17 protein-coding genes are annotated in these 23,637 nt (G+C 53.2%); 11 read left to right on the forward strand and 6 right to left on the reverse strand.

What is annotated here, in order from left to right; translation table 11 throughout:
• Positions 1-57: 57 nt before the first annotated feature.
• The 4 genes from EIP93_RS04515 to rpiB all read right to left on the reverse strand — a co-directional run bounded on the left by EIP93_RS04515 (position 58) and on the right by rpiB (position 5,911).
• The gene (locus EIP93_RS04515; RefSeq protein WP_125232337.1) at positions 58-1,974 is read right to left on the reverse strand and encodes a beta-glucoside-specific PTS transporter subunit IIABC; all 1,917 of its coding nucleotides are present in this window, start codon (positions 1,972-1,974) and stop codon (positions 58-60) included.
• Between the two features lie 329 nt (positions 1,975-2,303).
• Positions 2,304-4,274, reverse strand: coding sequence for a transketolase (gene tkt / locus EIP93_RS04520; protein WP_125232338.1), 1,971 nt, complete (start codon positions 4,272-4,274; stop codon positions 2,304-2,306).
• A gap of 15 nt (positions 4,275-4,289) precedes the next feature.
• On the reverse strand, positions 4,290-5,240 hold the full coding sequence (tal, locus tag EIP93_RS04525; RefSeq protein ID WP_039472007.1) for a transaldolase: 951 nt from the start codon (positions 5,238-5,240) through the stop codon (positions 4,290-4,292).
• Between the two features lie 212 nt (positions 5,241-5,452).
• A complete protein-coding gene (gene rpiB / locus EIP93_RS04530) occupies positions 5,453-5,911 on the reverse strand; it encodes a ribose 5-phosphate isomerase B (protein WP_010307132.1) in 459 nt (152 codons plus the stop codon).
• A gap of 542 nt (positions 5,912-6,453) precedes the next feature.
• Here rpiB and EIP93_RS04535 point away from each other — a divergent pair.
• From EIP93_RS04535 to mtr, 8 genes are all read left to right on the forward strand, one after another.
• Entirely contained in the window at positions 6,454-7,836 is a 1,383-nt protein-coding gene (locus tag EIP93_RS04535) for an MFS transporter (protein ID WP_103943503.1), read from the forward strand.
• A 1-nt stretch (position 7,837) separates the two neighbouring features.
• Positions 7,838-9,610 (forward strand): L-erythrulose kinase, encoded by a 1,773-nt coding sequence (lerK, locus tag EIP93_RS04540; protein WP_125232339.1) that lies wholly within the window; start codon positions 7,838-7,840, stop codon positions 9,608-9,610.
• The gene (gene lerI / locus EIP93_RS04545) at positions 9,607-10,386 is read left to right on the forward strand and encodes an L-erythrulose-1-phosphate isomerase (protein ID WP_125232340.1); all 780 of its coding nucleotides are present in this window, start codon (positions 9,607-9,609) and stop codon (positions 10,384-10,386) included. Before lerK ends, lerI begins: the two co-directional genes overlap by 4 nt.
• A gap of 16 nt (positions 10,387-10,402) precedes the next feature.
• On the forward strand, positions 10,403-11,239 hold the full coding sequence (locus EIP93_RS04550; protein WP_125232341.1) for a sugar phosphate isomerase/epimerase family protein: 837 nt from the start codon (positions 10,403-10,405) through the stop codon (positions 11,237-11,239).
• Positions 11,240-11,276: 37 nt separating this feature from the next.
• On the forward strand, positions 11,277-12,134 hold the full coding sequence (locus tag EIP93_RS04555; protein ID WP_125232342.1) for a phosphogluconate dehydrogenase C-terminal domain-containing protein: 858 nt from the start codon (positions 11,277-11,279) through the stop codon (positions 12,132-12,134).
• 201 nt (positions 12,135-12,335) lie between these two features.
• The gene (locus EIP93_RS04560; protein WP_010284307.1) at positions 12,336-13,298 is read left to right on the forward strand and encodes a sugar-binding transcriptional regulator; all 963 of its coding nucleotides are present in this window, start codon (positions 12,336-12,338) and stop codon (positions 13,296-13,298) included.
• A 271-nt stretch (positions 13,299-13,569) separates the two neighbouring features.
• On the forward strand, positions 13,570-15,849 hold the full coding sequence (gene maeB, locus EIP93_RS04565; RefSeq protein ID WP_039495186.1) for an NADP-dependent oxaloacetate-decarboxylating malate dehydrogenase: 2,280 nt from the start codon (positions 13,570-13,572) through the stop codon (positions 15,847-15,849).
• Positions 15,850-16,168: 319 nt separating this feature from the next.
• Positions 16,169-17,443, forward strand: a complete 1,275-nt coding sequence (gene mtr / locus EIP93_RS04570) for a tryptophan permease (protein WP_039494115.1) — start codon at positions 16,169-16,171, stop codon at positions 17,441-17,443.
• A 185-nt stretch (positions 17,444-17,628) separates the two neighbouring features.
• Here the strand turns inward: mtr and EIP93_RS04575 are convergent, their stop codons facing one another.
• A complete protein-coding gene (locus EIP93_RS04575; RefSeq protein WP_010307164.1) occupies positions 17,629-18,081 on the reverse strand; it encodes a YaiI/YqxD family protein in 453 nt (150 codons plus the stop codon).
• 3 nt (positions 18,082-18,084) lie between these two features.
• A complete protein-coding gene (hemF, locus tag EIP93_RS04580) occupies positions 18,085-19,017 on the reverse strand; it encodes an oxygen-dependent coproporphyrinogen oxidase (RefSeq protein WP_125232343.1) in 933 nt (310 codons plus the stop codon).
• A gap of 181 nt (positions 19,018-19,198) precedes the next feature.
• Between hemF and EIP93_RS04585 the strand changes: the two genes are divergently transcribed.
• The 3 genes from EIP93_RS04585 (at position 19,199) to EIP93_RS04595 (ending at position 23,590) form a co-directional block, all read left to right on the forward strand.
• Positions 19,199-19,624, forward strand: a complete 426-nt coding sequence (locus EIP93_RS04585; protein WP_010284320.1) for a GNAT family acetyltransferase — start codon at positions 19,199-19,201, stop codon at positions 19,622-19,624.
• Positions 19,625-19,960: 336 nt separating this feature from the next.
• On the forward strand, positions 19,961-20,926 hold the full coding sequence (locus EIP93_RS04590) for a TonB family protein (protein ID WP_125232344.1): 966 nt from the start codon (positions 19,961-19,963) through the stop codon (positions 20,924-20,926).
• Between the two features lie 78 nt (positions 20,927-21,004).
• Positions 21,005-23,590 carry a TonB-dependent receptor plug domain-containing protein gene (locus EIP93_RS04595; RefSeq protein ID WP_125232345.1) on the forward strand — a complete coding sequence of 862 codons (2,586 nt, stop codon included), beginning with the start codon at positions 21,005-21,007 and terminating at the stop codon, positions 23,588-23,590.
• The last annotated feature ends 47 nt before the right edge of the window (positions 23,591-23,637 follow it).

The following is a 23,637-nucleotide window of genomic DNA, read 5'->3' on the forward strand; positions in this document are numbered from 1 at the left end:
TCACATACAGGGAGACTGAAAAGCATTGGGCACCTTGCCCAATGCTTTTATGGATCGTCAGGCGTTCACTTTAATGATGGTATCCATCGGGGCGATCGGCTGCGGTGCGGTGCAGACGACGCTGGCATACTCATCGCTATTGATAATCACGACTGGCGTAACCGGGTCATAACCCAGACGCGTGATTTCATGCAGATCGAAGCTAATTAGCCTGTCGCCAGCGGTGACGCGGTCGCCCGGTTTGATATAGCCAGTAAAGTGCTTGCCGTTGAGGTTCACCGTGTCCAGACCGACGTGAATCAGCAATTCCAAACCGTTGTCAGCCCGGATGCCGATGGCGTGTTTAGACTCAAGGAACGTGATGATTTCGCCACTGACGGGCGCAACCACTTCACCGTTGTCAGGAATAATCGCCACGCCTTGCCCCAGTAATCCCTGTGAGAATACGTCATCGTTGATGTCACTCAGCGCGACCAATTTGCCGGACAGCGGGCTGAGTATCGTTTGTGGTTCTGCGTGGCCTTCTGCGGCCTGCGTTTTTTGCGCGGTATTGGCTGCCGGTGTCGCTTGGCGTTGATCTGCCTGAGCTGAGTCGGTTTGGGTACTGTCAGTTTCATCCACCGGATCGTCGAATCCCATGATCCAGGTGAGAGCAAACGTGACGACAATCGCAATGGCGCAGGTGATCAGCGCATGGACGATGTTCATCGGGTTTTCACCAATGAAAGCAGGCAGCGCTGCCAGCCCCGGTGAGACGAAGGCGTAGCGAACCAGCCCGGCTAAACCGGCATAGATACCCGCACAGCCCCCGCCAATCATGGCGGCAATCAGCGGTTTCTTCAGTTTCAGCGTTACCCCGTACAGGGACGGTTCGGTGATACCCAGCAGCGCGGTGAAGCCCGCCGAAGAAGCCAGCTGTTTCAGATTCTTGTTCTTGGTTTTAAACGCAACGCACAGCGTGGCGGCACCCTGAGCAATGTTGGAAGCCAGCATGCCGGGCCCGTTGATCATTTCGAAGCCGTTACGGGTAAGCTGCGAGGTGGCAATCGGCGTCATCGCCCAGGCTGTACCGGTGATCACCAGGAACGGTTGCAGGCCACCCATCAGCATCGGGATTAACCAGCTTGCCTTGCTGTCAATGATGGCCGCGCCGCTGGCGACCAGATCGTTGAGGAAAATACCGAAAGGCCCAATCACCACTAACGCCAATGGCGCGGTAAACAGCAGCACGATCATCGGTTTGGTAAAGAAGGTGATCATCGACGGTGAGACTTTTTCAGCGAATCTCTCGATGTAGGACATGATCCACACGGTGAGAATGATCGGTAACACCGATCCGGCATAGTCCGCCAGCCGCACCGGAATACCGATAAAGCTGATGGGGCCGCCGGAGGCAAGTAGCTGAGCCAGATTCGGGTGCAGCAGTGCGCCAGCAATCGTCATCGCCAGAATCGGGTTACAGGCGAACTTGATGGAGGCACCGTAAGCCAGCAGCACGGGCAGGAAGAAAAAGGCCGCATCGGAGATGGTATCCAGCAAGCGATAGGTCGTGCTGTCGGCAGAAATTAAGCCGGTCAACTTGAGGATTGCCAGCAGTGCTTTGATCATCCCTGCGCCGGTAATTGCCGGAATGACGGGGGTGAAGGTGGTGGAAATCACGCTGATGATTTGCGTAAAAATGCCGCCTTTTTTCTGCTGCTTGTTGCCAGCATTGCGCTGGCTGTTCATCTCGCCAATCTCATTCAAAATCGCCCGGTAGGTGACTTGAACGTCGTTGCCGATCACCACCTGAAACTGGCCGCCGCGATCGACCACGCTGATGACGCCGGGAAGTTTAGCAATCGCCTCTGCCTGTACGGCATGGCTGTCGTTGAACTCGAAACGTAAGCGAGTGGCGCAGTGGGTCAGTTTGCTGACGTTCTGCTTGCCGCCACTCAACGCGAGGATGTCGACTCCAAGTTTTTGATAATTCATTTTTTGATGATCCATAGTTTTACCCTGTGTTGACGCCAATTAGGCCAAAAAAAAAGACCAAAATAAAAATGCACCTCTAAAAAAGAGGAAATGCATTTTTACTTTGGTCTTGCCTGCCGAAGCAGTAGCACGCCGCGATAAAAATAGGCTGGTGCAACTTGTGGTGTTGCGCCGCAATATCAGCATGCGGCGCTGGAGTCATGCAATATACTCAGGTGAATTAATTGATCTGGATCACAAACAATAGTGCGGTTTGCGATCCTTTTGCGCGCGATATCGCAGTCTACTACTGGTGTTTTACGGCATCGTCAGTTTACCGAACCGCCGCTTTACTTCAGCAGCGCCTGCGCTTTTTCGACCACGTTATCGACGGTGAAGCCGAATGCTTCGAACAGCAGTTCAGCCGGAGCCGATTCACCGAAGCTCGTCATGCCGACAATCGCGCCGTTCAGGCCGACGTACTTGAACCAGTAGTCTGCAATACCCGCTTCAATCGCGACGCGTGCCGCTACCGCTTTCGGCAGCACCGCTTCACGGTAGGCCGCATCCTGCTTGTCGAACGCATCCGTAGACGGCATAGACACCACGCGCACCTTGCGGCCTGCGGCAGTCAGTTCAACTTCAGAGCCAGTCGCAATCAGGATCAGCTCAGGTTGGCCATCGCTGTCTTTCAGCACATAGCCACCTTTCGCCACGTTCGCCAACTGCTCAGCAGTACGGGGCTGCTGCGCCAGGTTCTGACGGGACAGGATCAGCGACGTCGGGCCGTCCTGACGCTCAATGGCATATTTCCACGCCACCGCGGTTTCTACCTGATCCGCAGGACGCCAGTTGCTCATGTTCGGCGTCACGCGCAGGCTTGCCAACTGTTCAACCGGCTGGTGCGTCGGGCCGTCTTCGCCCAGACCGATGGAGTCGTGGGTGTAAACGTAGATGCTGCGGATTTTCATCAGCGCAGCCATACGCACGGCGTTACGCGCGTATTCCACAAACATCAGGAAGGTTGCGGTGTACGGTACAAAGCCCCCGTGCAGCGCAATCCCGTTGGCAATCGCCGTCATGCCGAATTCGCGCACGCCGTAGTGGATGTAGTTACCCGCGTGGTCTTTATCCAGTGAAACCGAGCCGGACCAGATGGTCAGGTTGCTCGGTGCCAGGTCGGCAGAGCCGCCCAGGAATTCCGGCAGCAGTTTGCCGTAAGCTTCCAGCGCGTTCTGTGAGGCTTTGCGGCTGGCGATTTTCGCCGGATTGGCCTGCAAATCGTCGATAAATTTCTGTGCGTCTGCCTGCCAGTTGGTCGGCAGTTCACCACCGGTGCGGCGTGTGAACTCAGCAGCCAGCTCAGGGTACGCGCTGGCGTAGGCGGCAAACGCCTCATCCCAGGCCGCTTCCTTACGCTGACCGGCCGGTTTCGCGTCCCAGGCAGCATAAATGTCAGCCGGGATATCAAACGGCGCGTGCGTCCAACCCAGCTGTTCGCGGGAAGCCGCGACTTCCGCATCACCCAGCGGTGCACCGTGGGAATCGTGCGTACCGGCCTTGTTCGGTGAACCGAAACCAATCACGGTTTTGCACATCAGCAGCGACGGCTTGTCAGTGACAAGCTGGGCTTCACCGATAGCGCGTTTGATAGCTTCAGCGTCGTGACCGTCTACGCCACGCACTACGTGCCAGCCGTAGGCTTCAAAACGGGCAGCGGTATCGTCGGTAAACCAGCCTTCAACGTGGCCGTCGATGGAGATGCCGTTGTCATCATAAAACGCGGTCAGTTTACCGAGCTTCATGGTGCCTGCCAGCGAGCAGACTTCGTGGGAAATCCCTTCCATCATGCAGCCATCACCGAGGAAGGTGTAGGTGTGATGGTTAACAATCTCGTGGCCCGGACGGTTGAACTGCGCCGCCAGCGTGCGCTCGGCAATCGCCATACCCACGGCGTTGGCAACACCCTGACCCAGCGGGCCGGTGGTGGTTTCGACGCCGGCGGTGTAGCCGTATTCAGGGTGACCCGGAGTTTTGGAATGCAGCTGACGGAAGTTTTTCAGTTCTTCAATCGGTAGGTCGTAGCCGGAGAGATGCAGCAGGCTGTAAATCAGCATGGAAGCGTGGCCATTGGACAGCACGAAGCGGTCACGGTTGGCCCAGTTAGGGTTGGCCGGATTATGGTTAAGATAATCGCGCCACAGCACTTCGGCGATATCGGCCATGCCCATCGGTGCACCAGGGTGACCGGATTTGGCTTTCTGCACCCCATCCATGCTCAGCGCACGGATAGCATTGGCAAGTTCTTTACGAGAGGACATGCTTGACTCCAGACGTTACAGCTTGGCCGCCAACAGCGCTTCCAGCTTTTGTTGATCGGCAGCGAACAGGCGAATGCCTTCCGCCAGTTTATCGACGGCCATCGCATCCTGATAGTGTTCCCAGCGGAACTCGGCTTCAGACAGCGGCGAAGGTGGATTGAACGCTTCGGTCGACGGCGTCAGCTGGCGTTCGACCGGGGCATTGCTGTTTTTCAGTTGCTCCAGCAGCGCGGGGGAAATCGTCAGGCGATCGCATCCCGCCAGCGCCAGAATCTGTTCCACTTTGCGGAAGCTGGCACCCATGATCACGGTTTGGTAGCGGTGGCGTTTGTAATAGTCATAAATATGACGCACGGAGATCACGCCAGGATCGCTTTCAGCCTGATAGTCGCGGGTGGGCTGCTTTTCCTGATACCAGTCATAAATCCGACCAACAAACGGTGAGATCAGAAAGACGCCCGCTTCGGCGCAGGCGCGCGCCTGAGCAAACGAGAACAGCAGCGTCAGGTTGCAGTTGATCCCTTCTTTTTCCAGCTCTTCAGCCGCGCGAATCCCTTCCCAGGTGGCGGCAAGCTTGATCAGAATGCGTGAACGCGGGATGTCTTTTTCCTGATACATCCCAATGAGCTTGCGCGCTTTCGCTACGCACATACCGCGATCGAACGAGAGGCGAGCATCCACTTCGGTGGAGATGCGTCCCGGAATGCTTTTCAGCACTTCTGCACCGATATTCACGGCCAGTCGGTCGCTGGCGTTGATGAGCCGCGTTTCCGGACTACCGCCTTGTTGGTTTGCATAGGCGATCGCGTCATCAAACAGTGGTTGATACTGGGGCAGGGTGGCGGCTTTCAGAATCAGGGACGGATTTGTGGTGGCATCTTGTGGCGAAAATTGACGAATGGAGTCGATATCGCCGCTATCGGCGACCACCACGGTAAATTGCTTAAGGGCTTCTAATTGATTCATGATTGAGCTCCTTGATGTAAAAGAGAAATGGCCTGCGCAAAACAGAGCCAACACACTGCACCATGAGGACGTGGAATAACATGCGCTTTTTCCGATTGCTGCGGTTGGGCTCTCTCGACTGAACACTATTTTGCTGCACGGAAAGTCGGCTGAACGAACAGTAAGACTGACGGCCAGCCAGTCTGGGGATGACTGCGGGCCGTCAGACAGGGTTACCGATGATTTTCTTGATGTTCGTAATAGCTGATTTTCTCGACTTTCGGTGCCGATCCGCCACCTTCAAACTCGGCATCCAGCCAGGCACCGACAATCTCTTTTGCCAGTTCAGGGCCGATAACCCGAGCGCCTAGTGCGATCACCTGCGCATCGTTACTTTTTCTGGCCCGCTGAGCGGAATAGGTGTCATGGCACTGAGCGGCACGAATGCCATTGACCTTGTTAGCCACGATACTCATGCCGATCCCAGTGCCGCACAGCAGGATCCCACGCTGGTGCTTACCGTCTTTAATTGCGTGCGCCAGCGTGTAGGCAACATCGGGGTAGATCGGATTTTCCCCGGTGGGATCGTAGCTGTAGTCGGTCACCGTCAGCCCCTTCTGCTGTAAATAATCAGTAATCGTGTTTTTCAGATCAATCGCGGCGCTGTCTGCACCAATTGCAATCGAGAGCATATCTATCTCCTGCCTGGCTGAGGGTCAAAGTGAGCCTGATATGTCGCTTTCGTTAGATTGTTTATAAAAACATGAATAAACAGACACTAACGAGAATCTCTCTGCATGATTCCGTACATTTCCGGCCTTTTCATGGCTAAACATATACCGCTTTTTTCAAATGTTCAACGTGTGATTATTTGTTTTTTGTTTTGTCAGAGAGGAAAAGGTGATTAAAAGAGTGATCTTGGTCACTTTTACGGCTTTTAAGGCGGTATTTTACCTTTTTGATACATATTTAGATCATGCTCACAATTTTTAAACAGAGAGATAGGCAAAAGATTGGGGCAAATATATTGTTCATATGTTCACAGCGTGTGTTAATGATCTAAATCTTTAGAGGGCATAACAATGTGTCAGACCTGTATGCAAACGATAAAAAAGACAACAAACAACAAAGGTCACACCGGGTATCAAATGACGAAAGAGGATGAAATGCAGGAACAGCCTGGCGTAGAGGCGATGTCATGGAAGAGATTGACTATCGGTAGTAAGGGGGCTGTATGAGTAAAGTATCGGCTGCGGCAACGGCGGGACAATCTGCCTCAAAACCGTCCACCACCACACCATCGGCTGTAGAACAATCGGCCATTCGCAAGATCTCCTGGCGCCTCGTGCCTTTCGTCGGCCTGATGTTCTTTATTAACTTCCTCGATCGTACGGCCATTTCGTTCGCGGGGCCGAATGGTATGAATACCGATCTTGCGCTAACCGTCGCGCAGTTCGGGCTCGCCTCCGGGATTTTCTTTATTGGCTATATTCTGTTGGAAGTGCCGAGCAATCTGGCATTGCACCGCTTCGGCGCGCGCAAATGGCTGTCACGCATTATGGTGTCGTGGGGCATCGTGTCATTGCTGTTTACCTGGGTAAGCAGTCTTGAAGGGCTGTATATCCTACGTTTCCTGTTGGGGATAGCAGAAGCGGGGTTCTTCCCCGGCGCGATCTTGTTCCTCAGTATGTGGGTGCCTGCCCGCTACCGTAGCAGAATCCTGTCACTGTTCTACCTGGCACAACCGCTGACCGTGGTGTTAGGCGCACCGCTGGCCGCCTGGCTGATTGAGCAGCATGGCCTGTTCGGATTGTCTGGTTGGCGGGTGATGTTCCTCGGCGTATCTATTCCCGCCATCATCGTCGGTATCATTACCTGGTTCTATCTGGTGGATCGCCCGGCCGATGCCAAGTGGCTGAATGCCGATGAGAAACGCTGGCTGGTCAGTGAACTGGAAAGCGAGCATGCCACCAAAAATCACAGCAAACACCCTAGCGTGATGACCGTGATGTTCAACAAACGCGTCTGGGTCCTGTGCCTGATTTACTTCGGTTTTATTTACGGCCTCTATGCACTGGCGTTCTTCCTGCCCACGATTATCGCGGGTTTCCAACAGCAGTTCGGCACGACCTTCAATGTCATGGATAAAGGGCTGATTACCGCCATCCCTTACTTGCCTGCGGCTATCGTGATGTATTTCTGGTCACGTGATGCGACGCGCCGCGGCTGCCGTTCATGGCACATTGCCATCCCTGCGCTGACGGGTGCGATCAGCATTCCGCTGGCGCTGTTTATGGAATCTCCTACGGCGACCATTGCGGTGATCACCGTGACGGCCTGCTCCATCTTCGCCGCGCTACCTAACTTCTGGACATTACCGACCCAGTTCCTGACGGGCGCATCAGCGGCAGCGGCCATCGCGCTCATCAATACCATTGGCAATGTTGCCGGATTTTCAGCGGGATACATCACCGGTGCGGTGCGGGGTGTGACGGGAACCTACGTGCTGCCCATGATGATTGTCGGCGGGCTAATGCTGCTTTCCGCCGTGTTGATTGTCCTGCTCAGCCGTTCGGACCGGTTATCGAAATCCGCATCAGCAACACAGGAGCATTAATATGACGTATTTGTTCAACCAACCTTCTGCTTTCGCTCGGGAACTGACCGAAGGCTTTGTGGCGGCGCATGCTGACAAAGTGCGTCAGGTGCCGGGCGGCGTGGTCAGAAGCACTCGCAGTCGTGAAGGTGGGGTCGCCATTGTGGTCGGGGGTGGCTCCGGCCACTACCCGGCGTTTGCTGGCCTGGTCGGGCAAGGGCTGGCGCACGGTGCGGCGATGGGCAACCTATTTGCTTCGCCATCTGCCCAGCAGATCTGCTCCGTCGCTCGAGCGGCACACAATGGCGGTGGTGTACTGCTGACGTTTGGTAACTATGCAGGCGATGTGCTTCATTTCGGACAGGCCAAGGCGCGTCTGAATGCGGAGGGCATTCCATGTGAACTGCTGGCGGTTACCGATGACATTTCCAGTGCGCCACTGAACGAATCGCAAAAACGTCGTGGAGTGGCGGGCGATCTGATGGTCTTCAAAGCGGCCTCTGCGGCAGCGGAAGCGGGCTACGATTTGGCCGCCGTGCTTGAGATTGCCGAGCGTGCCAACCAGCGCACCCGTTCACTCGGCGTAGCCTTCTCAGGCTGTACGTTGCCGGGCGCGGAACACCCGCTGTTTACCGTCCCCGAAGGAATGATGGCGGTGGGCATGGGGATTCACGGTGAACCGGGTATCCGCGATGTGCCTATTTCAACCGCCGATGAGCTGGCTGAGCTTTTGGTCAGTTCACTGCTGGAAGAGGTGCCGCAAGGTATTGCGACGCTCTCCGGGCAGCGGATCAGCGTGGTACTCAACGGCCTCGGCGGCGTGAAATACGAAGAGCTGTTTGTGGTTTATCGCCGTGTTTCGCAACTGCTGGTCGAGCAGGGGCTGACGGTGGTCGAGCCGGAAGTGGGGGAACTTGTGACCAGCTTCGATATGGCGGGTCTGTCGCTCACGCTGTTCTGGCTGGATGAGGAACTAGAGCGTTTTTGGCGAGCACCTGCGGATGCACCAGCATTTCGTAAAGGCAGCATGTCTCCCGCCGAACCGCTGGCTGAGCGGACATTCACGGCAGAACTGGATGTGATCCCAACCGCGACGGCGGCATCGAAAGCGGCGGCACACTGTGTTGCGGCGGCGCTGAATGCCGCGCGTGACGTTGTGCTAGCTAACGTCACAGAGTTGGGGCGTATCGATGCGATTGCCGGAGATGGCGATCACGGCATTGGCATGGAGCGCGGGGTGATTGCCGCCGCGGAAAAAGCGGCGGAGATGCTGGAACAGCAGGCGGGGGCCGGTACGTTATTGCAACGTGCGGCAGATGCCTGGGCCGATCGGGCTGGGGGAACCTCTGGCGCAATCTGGGGCGTCGCGTTGAATGCGCTGGGAACCGTATTGGGTGATGAACAACGCCCTGACGGTCGCCGTGTGGCAGATGGCGTGCGTCAGGCCAAAGAAAGCGTGATGCATTTTGGCAAAGCGAAACCGGGGGATAAAACGCTGGTGGATGCTCTGATCCCCTTTAGTCTCGCGCTTACACAGCGGGTGGAAGCGGGAATGAGCTTGCCAGAAGCCTGGCAGCAGGCCGCGCAGTGCGCGCAGCAGGCGGCTGACGATACGGCACAACTGTTACCCAAAATTGGTCGCGCTCGCCCGCTGGCAGAAAAAAGCCTGGGAACACCCGATGCGGGGGCGATATCGCTAGCCATGATTCTTGATGCTGTCTCGGCGGTATTGAACAGCGAGACGACGGCTAGCCCTTCACGTCAGACGGCGACGCAAGCGGAGAGTGAGCGATGAGTTCTCACAAATTAACGCTGGGCGTCAGCCTGAAAATGTATTTCGGCTACCAGCAGACGCTCGACTGGTGCCAGCACATTCAGGCGATGGTGGCACAGCATCCATTATCGTCACTGCCTTCGGTCAGGCTATTTGTTCTGCCCGCTTTTCCGACGTTAGCCCCCGTTGTGCAACGGTTTGCCGAGTCACCCGTTCATGTCGGTGCACAAGATCTGCACTGGGCGGATAACGGTGCTTTCACCGGGGAAGTGAGCGGCACCATGCTGCACGAAATGGGGTGTCGCTATGTCGAAATCGGGCACGCCGAGCGCCGCCGCTATTTTGGTGAAACGGATGAGCATTTCGCGCTGAAAACAGCGGCGGCCTGGCGTAATGGCTTGACTCCGGTGCTGTGCGTTGGCGAAGAGAAACGCGGTTCGACGCAGCAGGCGATCGACACCTGTCAGGCTCAACTGGCGGCGGCGCTGGATCTGGCCCAGAAGCAACAGCTGACGGGCGAGCTGGTACTGGCCTACGAACCACAGTGGGCGATTGGCAGCACGGAACCTGCCCCGACGGCCTACATCCGCGAAGTTTGTCAGGCATTAAAACAGCACGTTCCAACACAGGCAGGCGTGCGTGAAGGGCGTGTCATTTATGGCGGTAGCGCGGGGCCGGGATTGCTTAGTCAGCTTGGCGATTCGGCTGATGGCCTGTTTCTGGGGCGTTTTGCCCACGATCCGGCGGCGTTTAACGCCATTATGGATGAAGCCTTCGCGCTCGGCTCGCAGGCGTAAGAGAGAGGAAATAAACATGGCAATCGGATTAAGTACTTATGCGTTCTTCTGGCGAGCCTCTTCTCGCGTGCCAAAGCCGCTGGGATTGCACGCCATGCTGGAGCAAACGGCGGAGTCTGGTGCGGGCGTTTTCCAGATTTGTGATTACGCCGCGGTCGAAACACTCTCACCTGCCGAATTGGAAAAACTGCGGCAGCACGCCGCCGATTTAGGCATTCAACTGGAGTTGGGGACGCGGGGATTAGATACGGCGCACCTGACGCGCTATCTCACAATTGCGCGTGCGCTGGATGTCCGTTTTATCCGCACGATGTTCAACACGGCAACACATAAGCCAACGCAAGACGAGGCGCTTACGTTACTGCGTCAGGTGCTGCCTGAGTTTGAGCGGCATGACATCCAACTGGGGCTGGAAACCTACGAACAGGTAAAAACGCGCGACATCCTGGCCGTGGTTGACGCCATCGACAGCCCGGCACTGGGGATTTGTCTCGATCCCGGCAACTGTGTTGCTGCGCTGGAGTATCCGCGCGAGGTGATTGAGCTGACGGCTCCACGCGTGGTTAACCTGCATATCAAAGATTTTGCCTTTGCCCGTCAGGAAGGGTGGGTGGGCTTTACCTATTCCGGCTGTCTGCTGGGCACCGGCCTGCTGGATTACGACGTACTTCACCAGAAAGTCCGTCCGAACGAACGAAGCATTAACCAGATCGTCGAGCATTGGCTGCCGTGGCAGGCCAACGCGGAAGAAACCTGCCGTCTGGAAGACGCCTGGACGCGCCATAGCCTGAACTACCTGTATACCAGAAACCCGTACGCAGGCCGTTCATCACCGACAACGCATTCTATTTAATCGCTTTTTACTATTGTAAATCTGAGGAGTAACAATCATGGCTGCTGAATTGAAAACCATTACCGTACTGGGCGCTGGCGGCAAAATGGGCATGCGTATCTCTGCCAATTTCCAGAAAAGTGACTATCAGGTGTTTTACTGCGAGAACTCGCCGCGCGCGCAGGAGCAAGTCGTGGCCGCAGGCAGGGAGCTCTCCGTTGCCGAGCAGGTTATTCCTGAAAGCGATGTCGTTATTTTGGCTGTGCCAGATATTGCGCTGAAGGTGGTCTCCGGGCTGGTTGTTCCGCAGATGAAAAGTAACGCCGTGTTGCTGACGCTGGACCCGGCTGCGGCCTATGCCAATCTTATCGCCAAACGTTATGATATCGATTACGCCGTCGCACACCCGTGCCATCCCTCCGTATTTCTGGATCGCTTCACGCCAGAAGAACATGCTGATGCATTTGGTGGCGTGGCTGCGCCACAGCACGTTGCGGCATCTTATGAAACGGGCAGCGATGAGCAGAAAGCGGAACTGGCTCGCGTGGTGAAAGTGATGTATGGCCCGGTGCTTGATGTGCACTGGGTGACGGTAAAACAGCTGGCCTATCTGGAACCAACGCTGGTTGAAACCGTCGCCTGTATGGTTGGCACCTTGATGAAAGAAGCGTTGGATGAAACCATCAATACGATTGGCGTGCCGGAAGCCGCGGCAAAAGCCATGCTGTATGGTCATATTCAGATTGCGTTGGCGGTGGCTTTCCGCAGCACCAACCCGTTCTCAGATGCGTGTATGATCGCCATTGAATACGGTAAAGAGAACATCATCAAACCGGATTGGAAGAAGATTTTCGACGAGAAAGAGCTTGATCTGGTGATTGCCAAAATGCTGAAGATTGATGCGATTCAACGGTAATGTCCTGCCGCTGTCGGAGCCAGCCTTTTGGGCTGGCTTACGGCACGGCTGCCTTTGTTCGTTTGCGTCACCGTCAGGGATCATCGCGCTGGGCTTGAGCCTCTCTTCCCGGCATGCAACAATTATTCATCGCGACTGTTTTCATCTGTAGACACAGCGTCTGTATAAACCGATCCCCTTGCGTAAGGAAAATGTGACCAGATGGAAAAACAATCAGGATCTCAGGAAAGCGAACTTCTGACTGAAATCGCCGTTGCTTATTATCAGGACGAAATTACTCAGGAAGAGATCGCCAAGAAATTTGGTATTTCGCGCATTAAGGTCGGACGTTTACTGAAGCGGGCGAAGGAAGAGGGCATTGTTGAAATTACCGTGCGCTATCACCCGGTATTCAGCACGCGTCTCGAACAGCAGATGCTGGAGCGCTTTTCGATCAAGCGCGCTCTGATTGCGTTAGATCATCAAGATGAAGAGGAACAGCGGCGGCAGGTTGCGGCGCTGGTTTCTAACTATCTGGCGCTGTCGTTGAAGGACGATACGGTGGTGGCGGTGGGGCAAGGGCGTAATGTGGCGGCGGTCGCAGACCATGTGAGCAATGTGACGGAACGCAATTGCCGCTTTATCTGCGGTATCGGCGGAACACACCGTCCCGGCGATGCAATTAACGCTGACCATATCAGCCGCCGTCTGGCAAAGAAATTCGGCGGCAGCAGTGAAACGCTGTACTCACCCGCTTATGTCGAAAACCGGGCGCTGAAAGAAGCATTCATGCAAAACGGCACCATTAAGGAAACGCTGGATCGGGCGCGCAAGGCCGATATCGCGCTGGTGGGCATCGGGGATATGAATGAGAACAGCTACATGGTTAAACTCGGCTGGTTCACCCCGCATGAAATTATTGATGCCAGCCTGAATCAAGGCGTGATTGGCGATATCGCCGGGTATGACTTCTTTAACGCTCAGGGCCAGCATGTCGATACGGTGATGAACGAACGGGTTATCGGCGTGAGTATTGAGGAGTTACATAAAATCCCCTGTGTGATTGCCATTGCTTCTGAAAACACCAAAGCATTAGCCATTCTCGGTGCGCTGCGCACGGGAGCCATCGATATTATCGCCACCAGCGCAGGCAATATTCGTACTATTCTGAATATGACGCAGTAACGTGCTTTTCTCCGTTGCGTGGTGTTTTTACATCACGTGACGCTTATTGCCCGTTCGTCCCCCATTTCCCCTGAATCGCTTCTGAACGACCTGTTCGGTGTCCCTGACGTCGACATCAAATTGAACAAAAAACCGTCAAATAAAATAACTATATTAACCAGCATTCCCCCGCAGTTTTTGCCATCCTCGGTAGTTTCGTCATTCGCAAACACTATACTGGGTACTCTTGACCCTACAGACACAACACAACAAAACCGAAAAGGTACATAAAATGGATGAACAGCTAAAGCAAAGCGCCCTTGATTTCCACCAGTATCCGATTCCCGGAAAAATTCAGGTTTCCCCGACGAAACCGCTGGCGACACAGCGCGATCTGGCGCTGGCCTATTCCCCTGGTGTCGCGGCTCCCTGTCTGGAAATTGCGGCAGATCCGCTGGCCGCCTACAAATACACCGCGCGCGGCAATCTGGTTGCCGTTATCTCTAACGGGACAGCCGTTCTGGGCCTCGGTAATATCGGCGCACTGGCCGGTAAACCGGTGATGGAAGGCAAAGGCGTCCTGTTTAAAAAATTCTCCGGCATTGATGTTTTCGATATCGAAGTCGACGAGCTGGATCCAGACAAACTGATCGACGTGATCGCCGCGCTGGAGCCGACGTTCGGCGGTATCAATCTGGAAGACATCAAGGCGCCTGAGTGCTTCTACATCGAGAAGAAACTGCGTGAACGCATGAAGATTCCGGTCTTCCATGACGATCAGCACGGCACCGCGATCATCTGTACCGCCGCCGTTTTGAACGGCCTGCGCGTAGTAGAAAAAAATATCTCCGATGTGCGTCTGGTGGTGTCCGGTGCGGGTGCAGCGTCTATCGCCTGTCTTAACCTGCTGGTGGCGCTGGGTCTTCAGAAGCACAACATTGTGGTGTGTGATTCGCGCGGCGTGATTTTCCACGGCCGTGACGAAAATATGGAAGAAACCAAGGCCGCTTACGCCATTGAGGATAACGGCGCTCGCAAGCTGGCTGACGTGATCCCTGATGCGGATATCTTCCTCGGCTGCTCTGGCCCCGGCGTACTGACGCCGGAGATGGTGAAAACCATGGCACCACGTCCGCTGATCATGGCGCTGGCTAACCCGGAACCAGAAATTCTGCCACCGCTGGCGAAAGAAGTGCGCCCGGATGCCATTATCTGTACCGGCCGTTCGGATTACCCGAATCAGGTGAACAACGTGCTGTGCTTCCCGTTCATCTTCCGTGGCGCGTTGGATGTCGGCGCGACTACGATTAACGAAGAGATGAAGCTGGCCTGCGTGCATGCGATTGCCGATCTGGCGCTGGCGGAGCAGAGTGAAGTGGTTGCCTCTGCCTACGGCGACCAAGAGCTGTCATTTGGCCCAGATTACCTGATCCCGAAACCATTCGATCCGCGTCTGATCATCAAGATCGCACCGGCGGTGGCGAAGGCGGCGATGGATTCCGGCGTGGCGACGCGTCCGATCGAAGATTTCGATGCCTACATCGAAAAACTGACCCAGTTCGTCTACAAAACCAACCTGTTCATGAAGCCGATCTTCGCGCAGGCGCGTCAGCAGCCAAAACGTGTCGTCTTCGCCGAAGGTGAAGATGCGCGCGTGCTGCACGCTACGCAGGAACTGGTGACGCTGGGGCTGGCGTTCCCGATTCTGATTGGTCGTCCGAGCGTCATCGAAATGCGTCTGCAAAAGCTGGGGCTGCAACTGACCATCGGTAAAGATTTCGAAGTGGTTAACAACGAATCCGATCCGCGCTTCAAAGAATACTGGAGTGAGTATTTCGAACTGATGAAGCGTCGCGGCGTGTCGCAGGAGAAAGCGCAGCGTGCGGTGATCGGCAACCCGACGCTGATTGGCTCGATCATGGTTCACCGTGGCGAAGCGGACGCGCTGATTTGTGGCACGATTGGCACGTATGAAGAGCATTTCGATGTGGTTGAGAAAGTCTTCGGCTACCGCGAAGGCGTACATGCAGCTGGGGCGATGAACGCGCTGATGCTGCCGAGCGGCAACACCTTTATCGCCGATACCTACGTCAATGCAGATCCAACGCCGGAACAGCTGGCGGAAATCACCCTGATGGCGGCAGAAAGCGTACGTCGTTTCGGTATCGAACCGAAGGTTGCACTGTTGTCGCATTCCAGCTTCGGCACCTCGGATTCCCCGACGGCGCAGAAAATGCGTGCCACGCTGGCGCTGGTCAACAAGCTGGCACCGGAACTCGAGATCGACGGCGAGATGCACGGTGATGCCGCGCTGGTGGAAGCGATCCGCCGCGAGCAAATGCCGGACAGCCCGCTGAAAGGCTCGGCTAACATCCTGATCATGCCGAATATGGAATCTGCGCGTATCAGCTATAACCTGCTACGCGTTTCCTCTTCAGAAGGCGTGACGGTAGGGCCGGTACTGATGGGGATTTCAAAACCAGTGCACATCCTGACGCCGATTGCCTCCGTGCGCCGGATCGTGAACATGGTGGCGCTGGCAGTGGTAGAAGCACAAACTCAGCCGCTCTAAGTTATTTCCCGTCATCCAGACAAACCCAGCCGATTGTTGGCTGGGTTTTTTATTTATCGCAGTTTATCGACCAAATAGATTGTCTGGCCGATATGAATCAATGGAATAATTTTTGTTTTATGCCATGATCCCGCCTCATTTATAGGGTAATGCCGATCGTTTAAAGATCGAGATACCGGGGGCTACCACGGTGCGAGGTATCCCTGCGGGAACCTCATCACCGTGTTTCCCCCTACATCCATACTTAAGTGAGCAGCATTATCGTCTGTATGGGGCTTTCTCCAGACTCGATAAAAAAACCAACGAGCGAATATCGGCTATGGCAACACGCGCAGTGAACGAAAATACAGTAGAAAAAAGCGGTACAGAAAAGCGTCTTCCTTCGCTGTTTGGCGGGTCGATGATTATTGCAGGAACGATTATTGGTGCCGGGATGTTTTCCCTGCCGGTGGTGATGTCGGGTGCCTGGTTTTTCTGGTCATTGGCCGTGTTGGTGTTTACCTGGTTCTGCATGTATCACTCGGGGTTGATGATACTGGAAGCTAACCTGAATTATCCGACCGGCTCCAGCTTCGATACGCTGACCAAAGATCTGTTGGGTAAGACCTGGAATGTGATTAACGGCATATCGATTGCCTTTGTCCTCTATATTCTGACCTACGCCTATATCTCGGCGAGTGGCTCAATTATCCATCACACGCTTGCCGAGATGTCGATCGATTTCTCCGCCCGCGTCGGCGGCTGCCTGTTTGCGCTTTTTGTCGCGTTGACCGTGTGGTGGAGTACCGCGGCGGTGAGTCGCATGACCGCCTTTTTTCTGGCGGCAAAAGTACTGACCTTTTTCATGACGTTCGGCAGTTTGCTGTGGAACGTTAAGCCGGTTGTTTTACTCAATGTTGCGGAAGAAGCGCCCAGCTATCTTCCGTATGTGTTGATGACGCTGCCATTCTGCCTGGCCTCTTTCGGCTTTCATGGCAACGTTCCCAGTTTGGTGAAGCATTATGGCCACAAACCACAGGTCATCAAGCGTTGCCTGTTTATTGGCAGCGCTCTGGCACTGGTGATGTATGCCATCTGGTTGATTGGTACGATGGGAAACATTGCCCGTCCTGATTTTATCGGGATTGCGGAGCGGGGCGGTAATATTGACGTGCTGGTGCAGACGCTGGGTAGCGTGCTCAACAGCCCCTATCTGGACGTGTTGCTCACCGTCTTTTCCAACTTCGCGGTCGCCTGTTCATTTCTTGGGGTAACGCTGGGGCTGTTTGATTATCTGGCGGATTTATTGAAGTTTGACGATAGCCGACTGGGAAGAGCCAAGACGGCGCTGGTGACCTTTCTGCCACCTATCATCGGCGGTCTGCTATATCCAAACGGCTTTATTTATGCGATTGGGTTTGCCGGATTGGCAGCCACCGTATGGGCGGTGATTACGCCTGCGTTGCTGGCGCTTGCATCGCGTCGCCGCTTTGGTAGCCCGCTGTTCCGCGTGCGGGGCGGCAATGCGATGGTCGCGCTGGTGCTGCTGTTTGGCATTGGCACCGCGCTGATACATGTGCTTTCGAGTCTCGATCTGCTGCCAGTTTATCGCTAAACAAATATCGCCATCCTGCTTTGCTAAAACAGAAGGGACGAGATAGTTAATGTTGGTTGCTTGAGCCTGTTTTTAGGAGAAGCGCGGGGATGAGGTTCCCGTAGGGATACCTCGCCCCGCGATCGCTCCGTGTATCTCGATCTTTTAACGATCGGTAGTCTACGGAAGGGGAATCAGGCAGAGCGTTACGGTTTTTTCGACTGCTGCAACCACTTGTCCAGCTCATTAGCGAACTGCTGACGGTCCCGCTGGTTTAATGCGCTTGGGCCACCGGTTTGTATCCCGCTGGCGCGCATAGTATCCATAAAATCCCGCATGTTTAGCCGTTCCCGAATGGTATCCGGTGTATAGCGCTCTCCACGCGGATTCAACGCGATGCCGCCTTTTTCTATCACTTCCGATGCCAGCGGAATATCCGCAGTAATCACCAAATCGCCTGCTTCAACGCGTTGCACAATCTCATTGTCGGCGACGTCAAATCCCGCTGAGACGCGCAGCGTGCGAATAAAGCGTGACGGCGGTACTTTTATGGTCTGGTTGGCAACCAGTGTGACCTGTGTTTGCGTGCGATCCGCCGCGCGAAATAGCACTTCTTTGATGACGTTAGGACAGGCGTCGGCATCGACCCAAATCTGCATGACTTATGCTTCCTTGTTGTGCGTGTGACTTTCTGCCAGCCAGTCTTTAGCCGGTAAAAAATCTTGATACAGCAGGGCTTCCGGGCTACCCGGTTCTGTTTGATGCTGGTATTCCCAGCGTGCTAGCGGTGGCATGGACATCAAAATTGACTCGGTACGTCCGCCGCTTTGCAGGCCAAACAGCGTCCCGCGATCCCAAATCAGGTTGAATTCCACATAGCGCCCACGACGATAGAGCTGGAATTCGCGCTCGCGCTCTCCCCACGGCAGATCTTTACGCCGTTCGACGATGGGCAGATAGCCATCGAGGAACCCGTTACCGACGGCACGGATGAAGGCAAAACTGGTCGCAAAATCTGGCTCGTTGAGATCGTCGAAAAAGAGTCCGCCGATACCGCGCGCTTCGTTACGGTGCTTAAGGAAGAAGTAATCGTCGCACCATTTTTTATAGCGTGGGTACACATCGTCACCGAACGGCTGGCACAGATCGTGTGCGGTCTGATGCCAGTGCACTGCGTCCTCTTTGAAACCGTAATAGGGCGTGAGATCGAACCCGCCGCCAAACCACCAAACCGGCTCTTCTCCCGGTTTCTCGGCGATGAACAAGCGCACATTGGCATGGCTGGTGGGAATGTAAGGGCTAAGCGGATGAATCACCAGCGACACGCCCATTGCCTGAAAACTGCGGCCCGCCAGATCGGGGCGATGCGTGCTGGCTGAAGGTGGCAATGATTTGCCGGTCACGTGGGAAAAGTTGACCCCTGCGCGTTCAAAGATGCGCCCGCCGGACAGCACGCGACTGCACCCGCCGCCGCCTTCGGCACGCAGCCATTCATCTTTGGCGAAATCGGCTCCGCCATCAAGCGCTGCAAGCTGCTGGCAGATATCTTCCTGTAAGCTAAGCAAAAAATGTTTTACCGCATTGACGTCAGACATAGTGGGCATCTCGTTTCTCTGGCGATGAGGGCACAATAATAAAGGCGGCAGTATACCATCAATAAAATCGATCCCCGGTCACCTGTTGTGTGATTCCTGATGGCGGCGCGCAATTTGAGATTGCGTCTGATAAAAATCACGCGATAATCACGATTTACCTTATTGCAAAATGGCGACTGTGATGGAAATCCGCATATTCAGGCAGGATGACTTTGAAGCCGTGATCACCCTCTGGGAGCGTTGCGATTTGCTACGCCCGTGGAACGATCCTGAGATGGACATCGAACGTAAGCTCAATCACGATCCCGATCTGTTTCTGGTCGCAGAGGTGAACGGCGAAATCGTAGGGTCGGTAATGGGCGGTTACGACGGCCACCGCGGATCGGCATACTACCTTGGCGTGCACCCGGATTTTCGCGGGCGCGGTATTGCGAATGCGTTGATTAGCCGACTGGAGAAAAAACTCATTGCCCGCGGCTGTCCGAAAATTCACCTGATGGTGCGCGAAGACAACGATGCTGTCATCGGCATGTATGAAAAACTCGACTATGAGATCGTTGACTGCATCACGCTGGGAAAACGCCTGATTGAAGATCGGGAATATTGATCGCTATTGCGCTGATGCTAAACCATTATTCCTGCACAGTTTCTCCCCCGAATTACCCCTCTTAGTAAAAAGTGCGCCTCTGTTAGCGCACTTTTTTCATTTAACCTCAATGTGTTACTGTAATTTGTAATGATATTGCATGCGGTTTGTTAGACTTTGTGGGTAACAGTTTTCATTTGTAAAACGATTCTCATTTGTATTATTATTTATTAATGTTGTCCGATCGGTCTTGACATGTTTTTTCGTGTTCCGATCTTGCTTACATTTTATCGCCTGGAAGATTGTGACTGCACTACTGACACCAGGAAGTTGAAGTTTAAGAGATGGAGTTGGATAGTGAGTAGTGAAAATCTTCAGGGGGCTTTACTGGGTGCGAATCGCACTGGCAGCAGCGTATTGCTGGGCTCTCGTCCTCTTGCTCATTCCTATCCAACCACAACGCTAACCGCCGATGTGCCTAACTGGCGTTCTCTGGCATTCTTTGTGTTGTCCTGCGTGGCGCATGCGGCGCTAGCGGTTTTCTTTCTATTGCACTCTTCCCCGAAAGAAAGCATTGACGATATGGCAGGAAACGCAGGTGGAAGCATGCAGGTGACGATGATGGCTGCGGCAATGGTGCAGCAGGCTGATTCATCCCCTTCTACTGCAGAGTCTTCCGATCCTCCCGTTGTGGCGACGCAAACCGTTTCTTTAGAACAGCCTATTTCGCCTCCGTTACCAGAACACCCCAACCCGGTTATTAAACAACCTGTCATTGAGCGCAAGCCCATCACGCCCGTTACGGAAAAGAAGCCGCCCGTGCGTGAGAAGAAGCAGCCTGAAAAGAAGCCTGAGAGCAAACCAAAAGAACAACAGCAGGCTACGCAGCAACAGACAGAAAAAAAGAGCGAGTCTCCCGTAGCGACAAATCAGACCGGCGATGCACCTTCACCGATGCAAGCTTCTGCTGGCATGCCGGGCAGTGCGGCAACGGCCAAGGCAGGAGAAAGCGATAGCGGTCAGGCAGCTCGCGGTGCAGGGAAAAGCAACAGTCAAAATTTCAGAGCACTGCATCGCCGTGTGAATTATCCCTCTCGGGCAAAAGCGCTGGGTGTGGAAGGAAAGGTGCGCGTCAAATTCGATATTACCGGTAGCGGTACGGTCACTAACGTACAGATTCTGTCTGAAACGCCAGACGGCGTATTTGGCGATGATGTGGTGAAAGACATGGCGCGCTGGCGCTATCGCACGGAGGCACCGGTTGAGAATCAGGTCGTTTCCATCGTTTTCAAACTGAATGGTCATATTCAGGTTGATGATTAGCAATAAATGTTACATGCGGTAATTACAAAAAATAATTTTATTTTTCAAATGATAAGGTTCACTGGGGATTTTGAATAAATGAATAAGAACGTCTATTTAATGATGCTTTTGTCATTATTATCAGGGCCTGCGCTCGCACAGCAAAATGATACCTCTGCCGATGAAAATCAGCAGAAAAACAAGGCAGAAACCGAAGAAGAACAGCAGGGTGATTCCTCTTCGGGGAATAGCGAAGATACGATTTTAGTCCGCTCAACCCCGACTAGCCAGTCGATGGGGACGCAGATTCTTAATGCCGAGCAGATTAGTCAATTGCCAACGGGAAATGGTAGCGTAACAGAATTACTTAAGCGTAATCCAAATGTCCGTTTTTCTAATGATACCAATAGTAGCCTTAACCCTGGGGAGCTAGCGCCTGAGAAGGTTTCATTCCATGGGGAGAAATTTTATAACAACAATTTCATGATCGATGGGTTATCCAACAATAATACGATCAACCCTGGGGCTAACAATGGAAGCTTGACCAGCAGTCCTGATGGCTATAGCCCAACAGATTTGCCCGCAGGTGGAGCGCAGTCATTTTGGATTAATTCAGAGTTAATTGAAAAATTAGAAGTTTTCGATAGTAACATCTCGGCTAAATACGGCGATTTTACTGGTGGCGTGGTAGATGCCAAGTTGAAAGACCCTAAACTCGATAAAGCATCTGGAAAAATTTCTTATCGTACAACGAGTGATAGTTGGACTAAATATCATGTTGATGCGAAAGTTAGAGAAGATTTTCAGGGTGCAACCAATTTTTATCATCAACCAAAATTTAAAAAGCAATTCTACACTGCAACATTTAACCAGCCATTAAGTGACAATGCCGGGTTTATTTTTTCCTATAGTCGTCAAGAATCAATCATTCCTAATTATCACGGTTACCTGCAAGAATGGCATGATCAAAAGCGGCTGTCAGAAACGTATATGCTGAAAGGAACTTACCAGGCTGATAACGGCGATATTTTTCGCGTGACGGGGATGTTTTCTCCACATGAGTCAACTTATTACAAAGAAGATACTAGAAATGGATCTTTCACCAATACCGGCGGTGGATATCGCGGTAATGTAGAGTGGGAACATCAAGCCAACTGGGGGAAAATGACCAGCTTGGCGGGATATCAGTTTGAACAAAATAAAATTGATCATGAATCAAATAATTATCAAACTTGGCGTCGTTTTGTAGTTTCACAAAATTTTGTTTCGAATGCCCTTGATTGGAGTAGTACTGGGGGGGCGGCTTTTCAGAATGCGCATCTTGGTGGCTATGGTTCCTATGCCACTGAAAAAAACACTACTACATTAAAGCAGAATTATGAGTTAAATCCACTTGGGTTGTATGGTGTTAACCATCAGATTGATGTTGGCTGGCAAATGGACTTCTACCAAGCGCAATATCGTCGATTCGACGATGTTCGTTCAAATCGTGGTGCGCCAACGATTGATCGTAACGTCGTGTGTGAATCAGGCGATGCTTTTTGTATAAATGGTGAGCAGTACTTTAAAAGTATAACGTTGTATCCTGCCCGCTCGATTCAAGGTAATTACACAAATTATGCTTTCTACCTACAAGATAGTATGAGTTATGACCGTCTGGAAGTAACCCCCGGTGTTCGTCTGCAATATGATGACTATCTGAAAAACATGACAATTGCTCCACGCTTTGCTGCGTCTTATGACGTATTCGGTGATCGTTCAACCCGTTTTTTTGGTGGAGCTAACCGTTATTATTCGCAGAATATGCTAGCTTATAAATTACGTTCTGGGATTAGCTCTAATATAGTTCAGAACCGAACTAATGCTAATAGCCCGTGGATAAGTAATGATCTTCAGACTGCTTCCATTGATTATGATATTTCTGATCTGAAAACCCCTTATAGCGATGAACTAACGTTTGGTTTATCCCAGCGAGTAATGGATTCCGTTTGGACGATAAAATGGGTGAACCGTCAGGGCAAGGATCAGTTCGGTCGTAAGACGATCACTAAAGATAACGGGAAGCGTTATTACGTATTAGATAATACCGCACATACAGAAGGGGATACCTTCTCTCTAACCGTAGATCCGATTAGTCCTTACCGCTTCGCTGTGGCTGATGTTAGTTGGTCGCTTGGAGCAAGCTATGTGAAGAATAAATCGAGTTCTCAAACCTATTATGACCAAAGTAGTTCGGATGATAATATGGTTATTATTGATGGGAAACTAATTCGTAAAGAAGAAATGAAGGCGCTTGATTTCAATACGCCTTGGACTGTTTTTGCTAATGTAAATACTTATTTTCCAAGCTTACGTTTAAACTGGAATCAGAATTTTGGATATACTGCTGGTTATTCTGGGTATACTACGAAGTCAATCGCCTGCCCTGGCGATAATGCCGCCTGTGGTAGCTATGATGGTAGTGCGACGGAATATCATGAAACCAAATATAAAGATTACTTCTCTTATGACTGGCGTTTCAATTACTCACAACCCGTATTCAAAGATCAAACAGTTGATGTCACATTAGATGTCCTGAATGTTCTGGACAAAACTGTCGAGACTTCGCAAACAACGGCCACTGGTAGCGCTGTGACATTTAAGACTGGCCGTCAGTTCTGGCTTGGCGTTGCTTACACCTGGTAAATCCTATGCCCCGCCATTCGTCGCATGCTGACGAATGGCGGGGCATT

The organism is Pectobacterium versatile (genome assembly GCF_003932035.1).
GTDB classification, from domain to species: Bacteria; Pseudomonadota; Gammaproteobacteria; order Enterobacterales; family Enterobacteriaceae; genus Pectobacterium; species Pectobacterium versatile.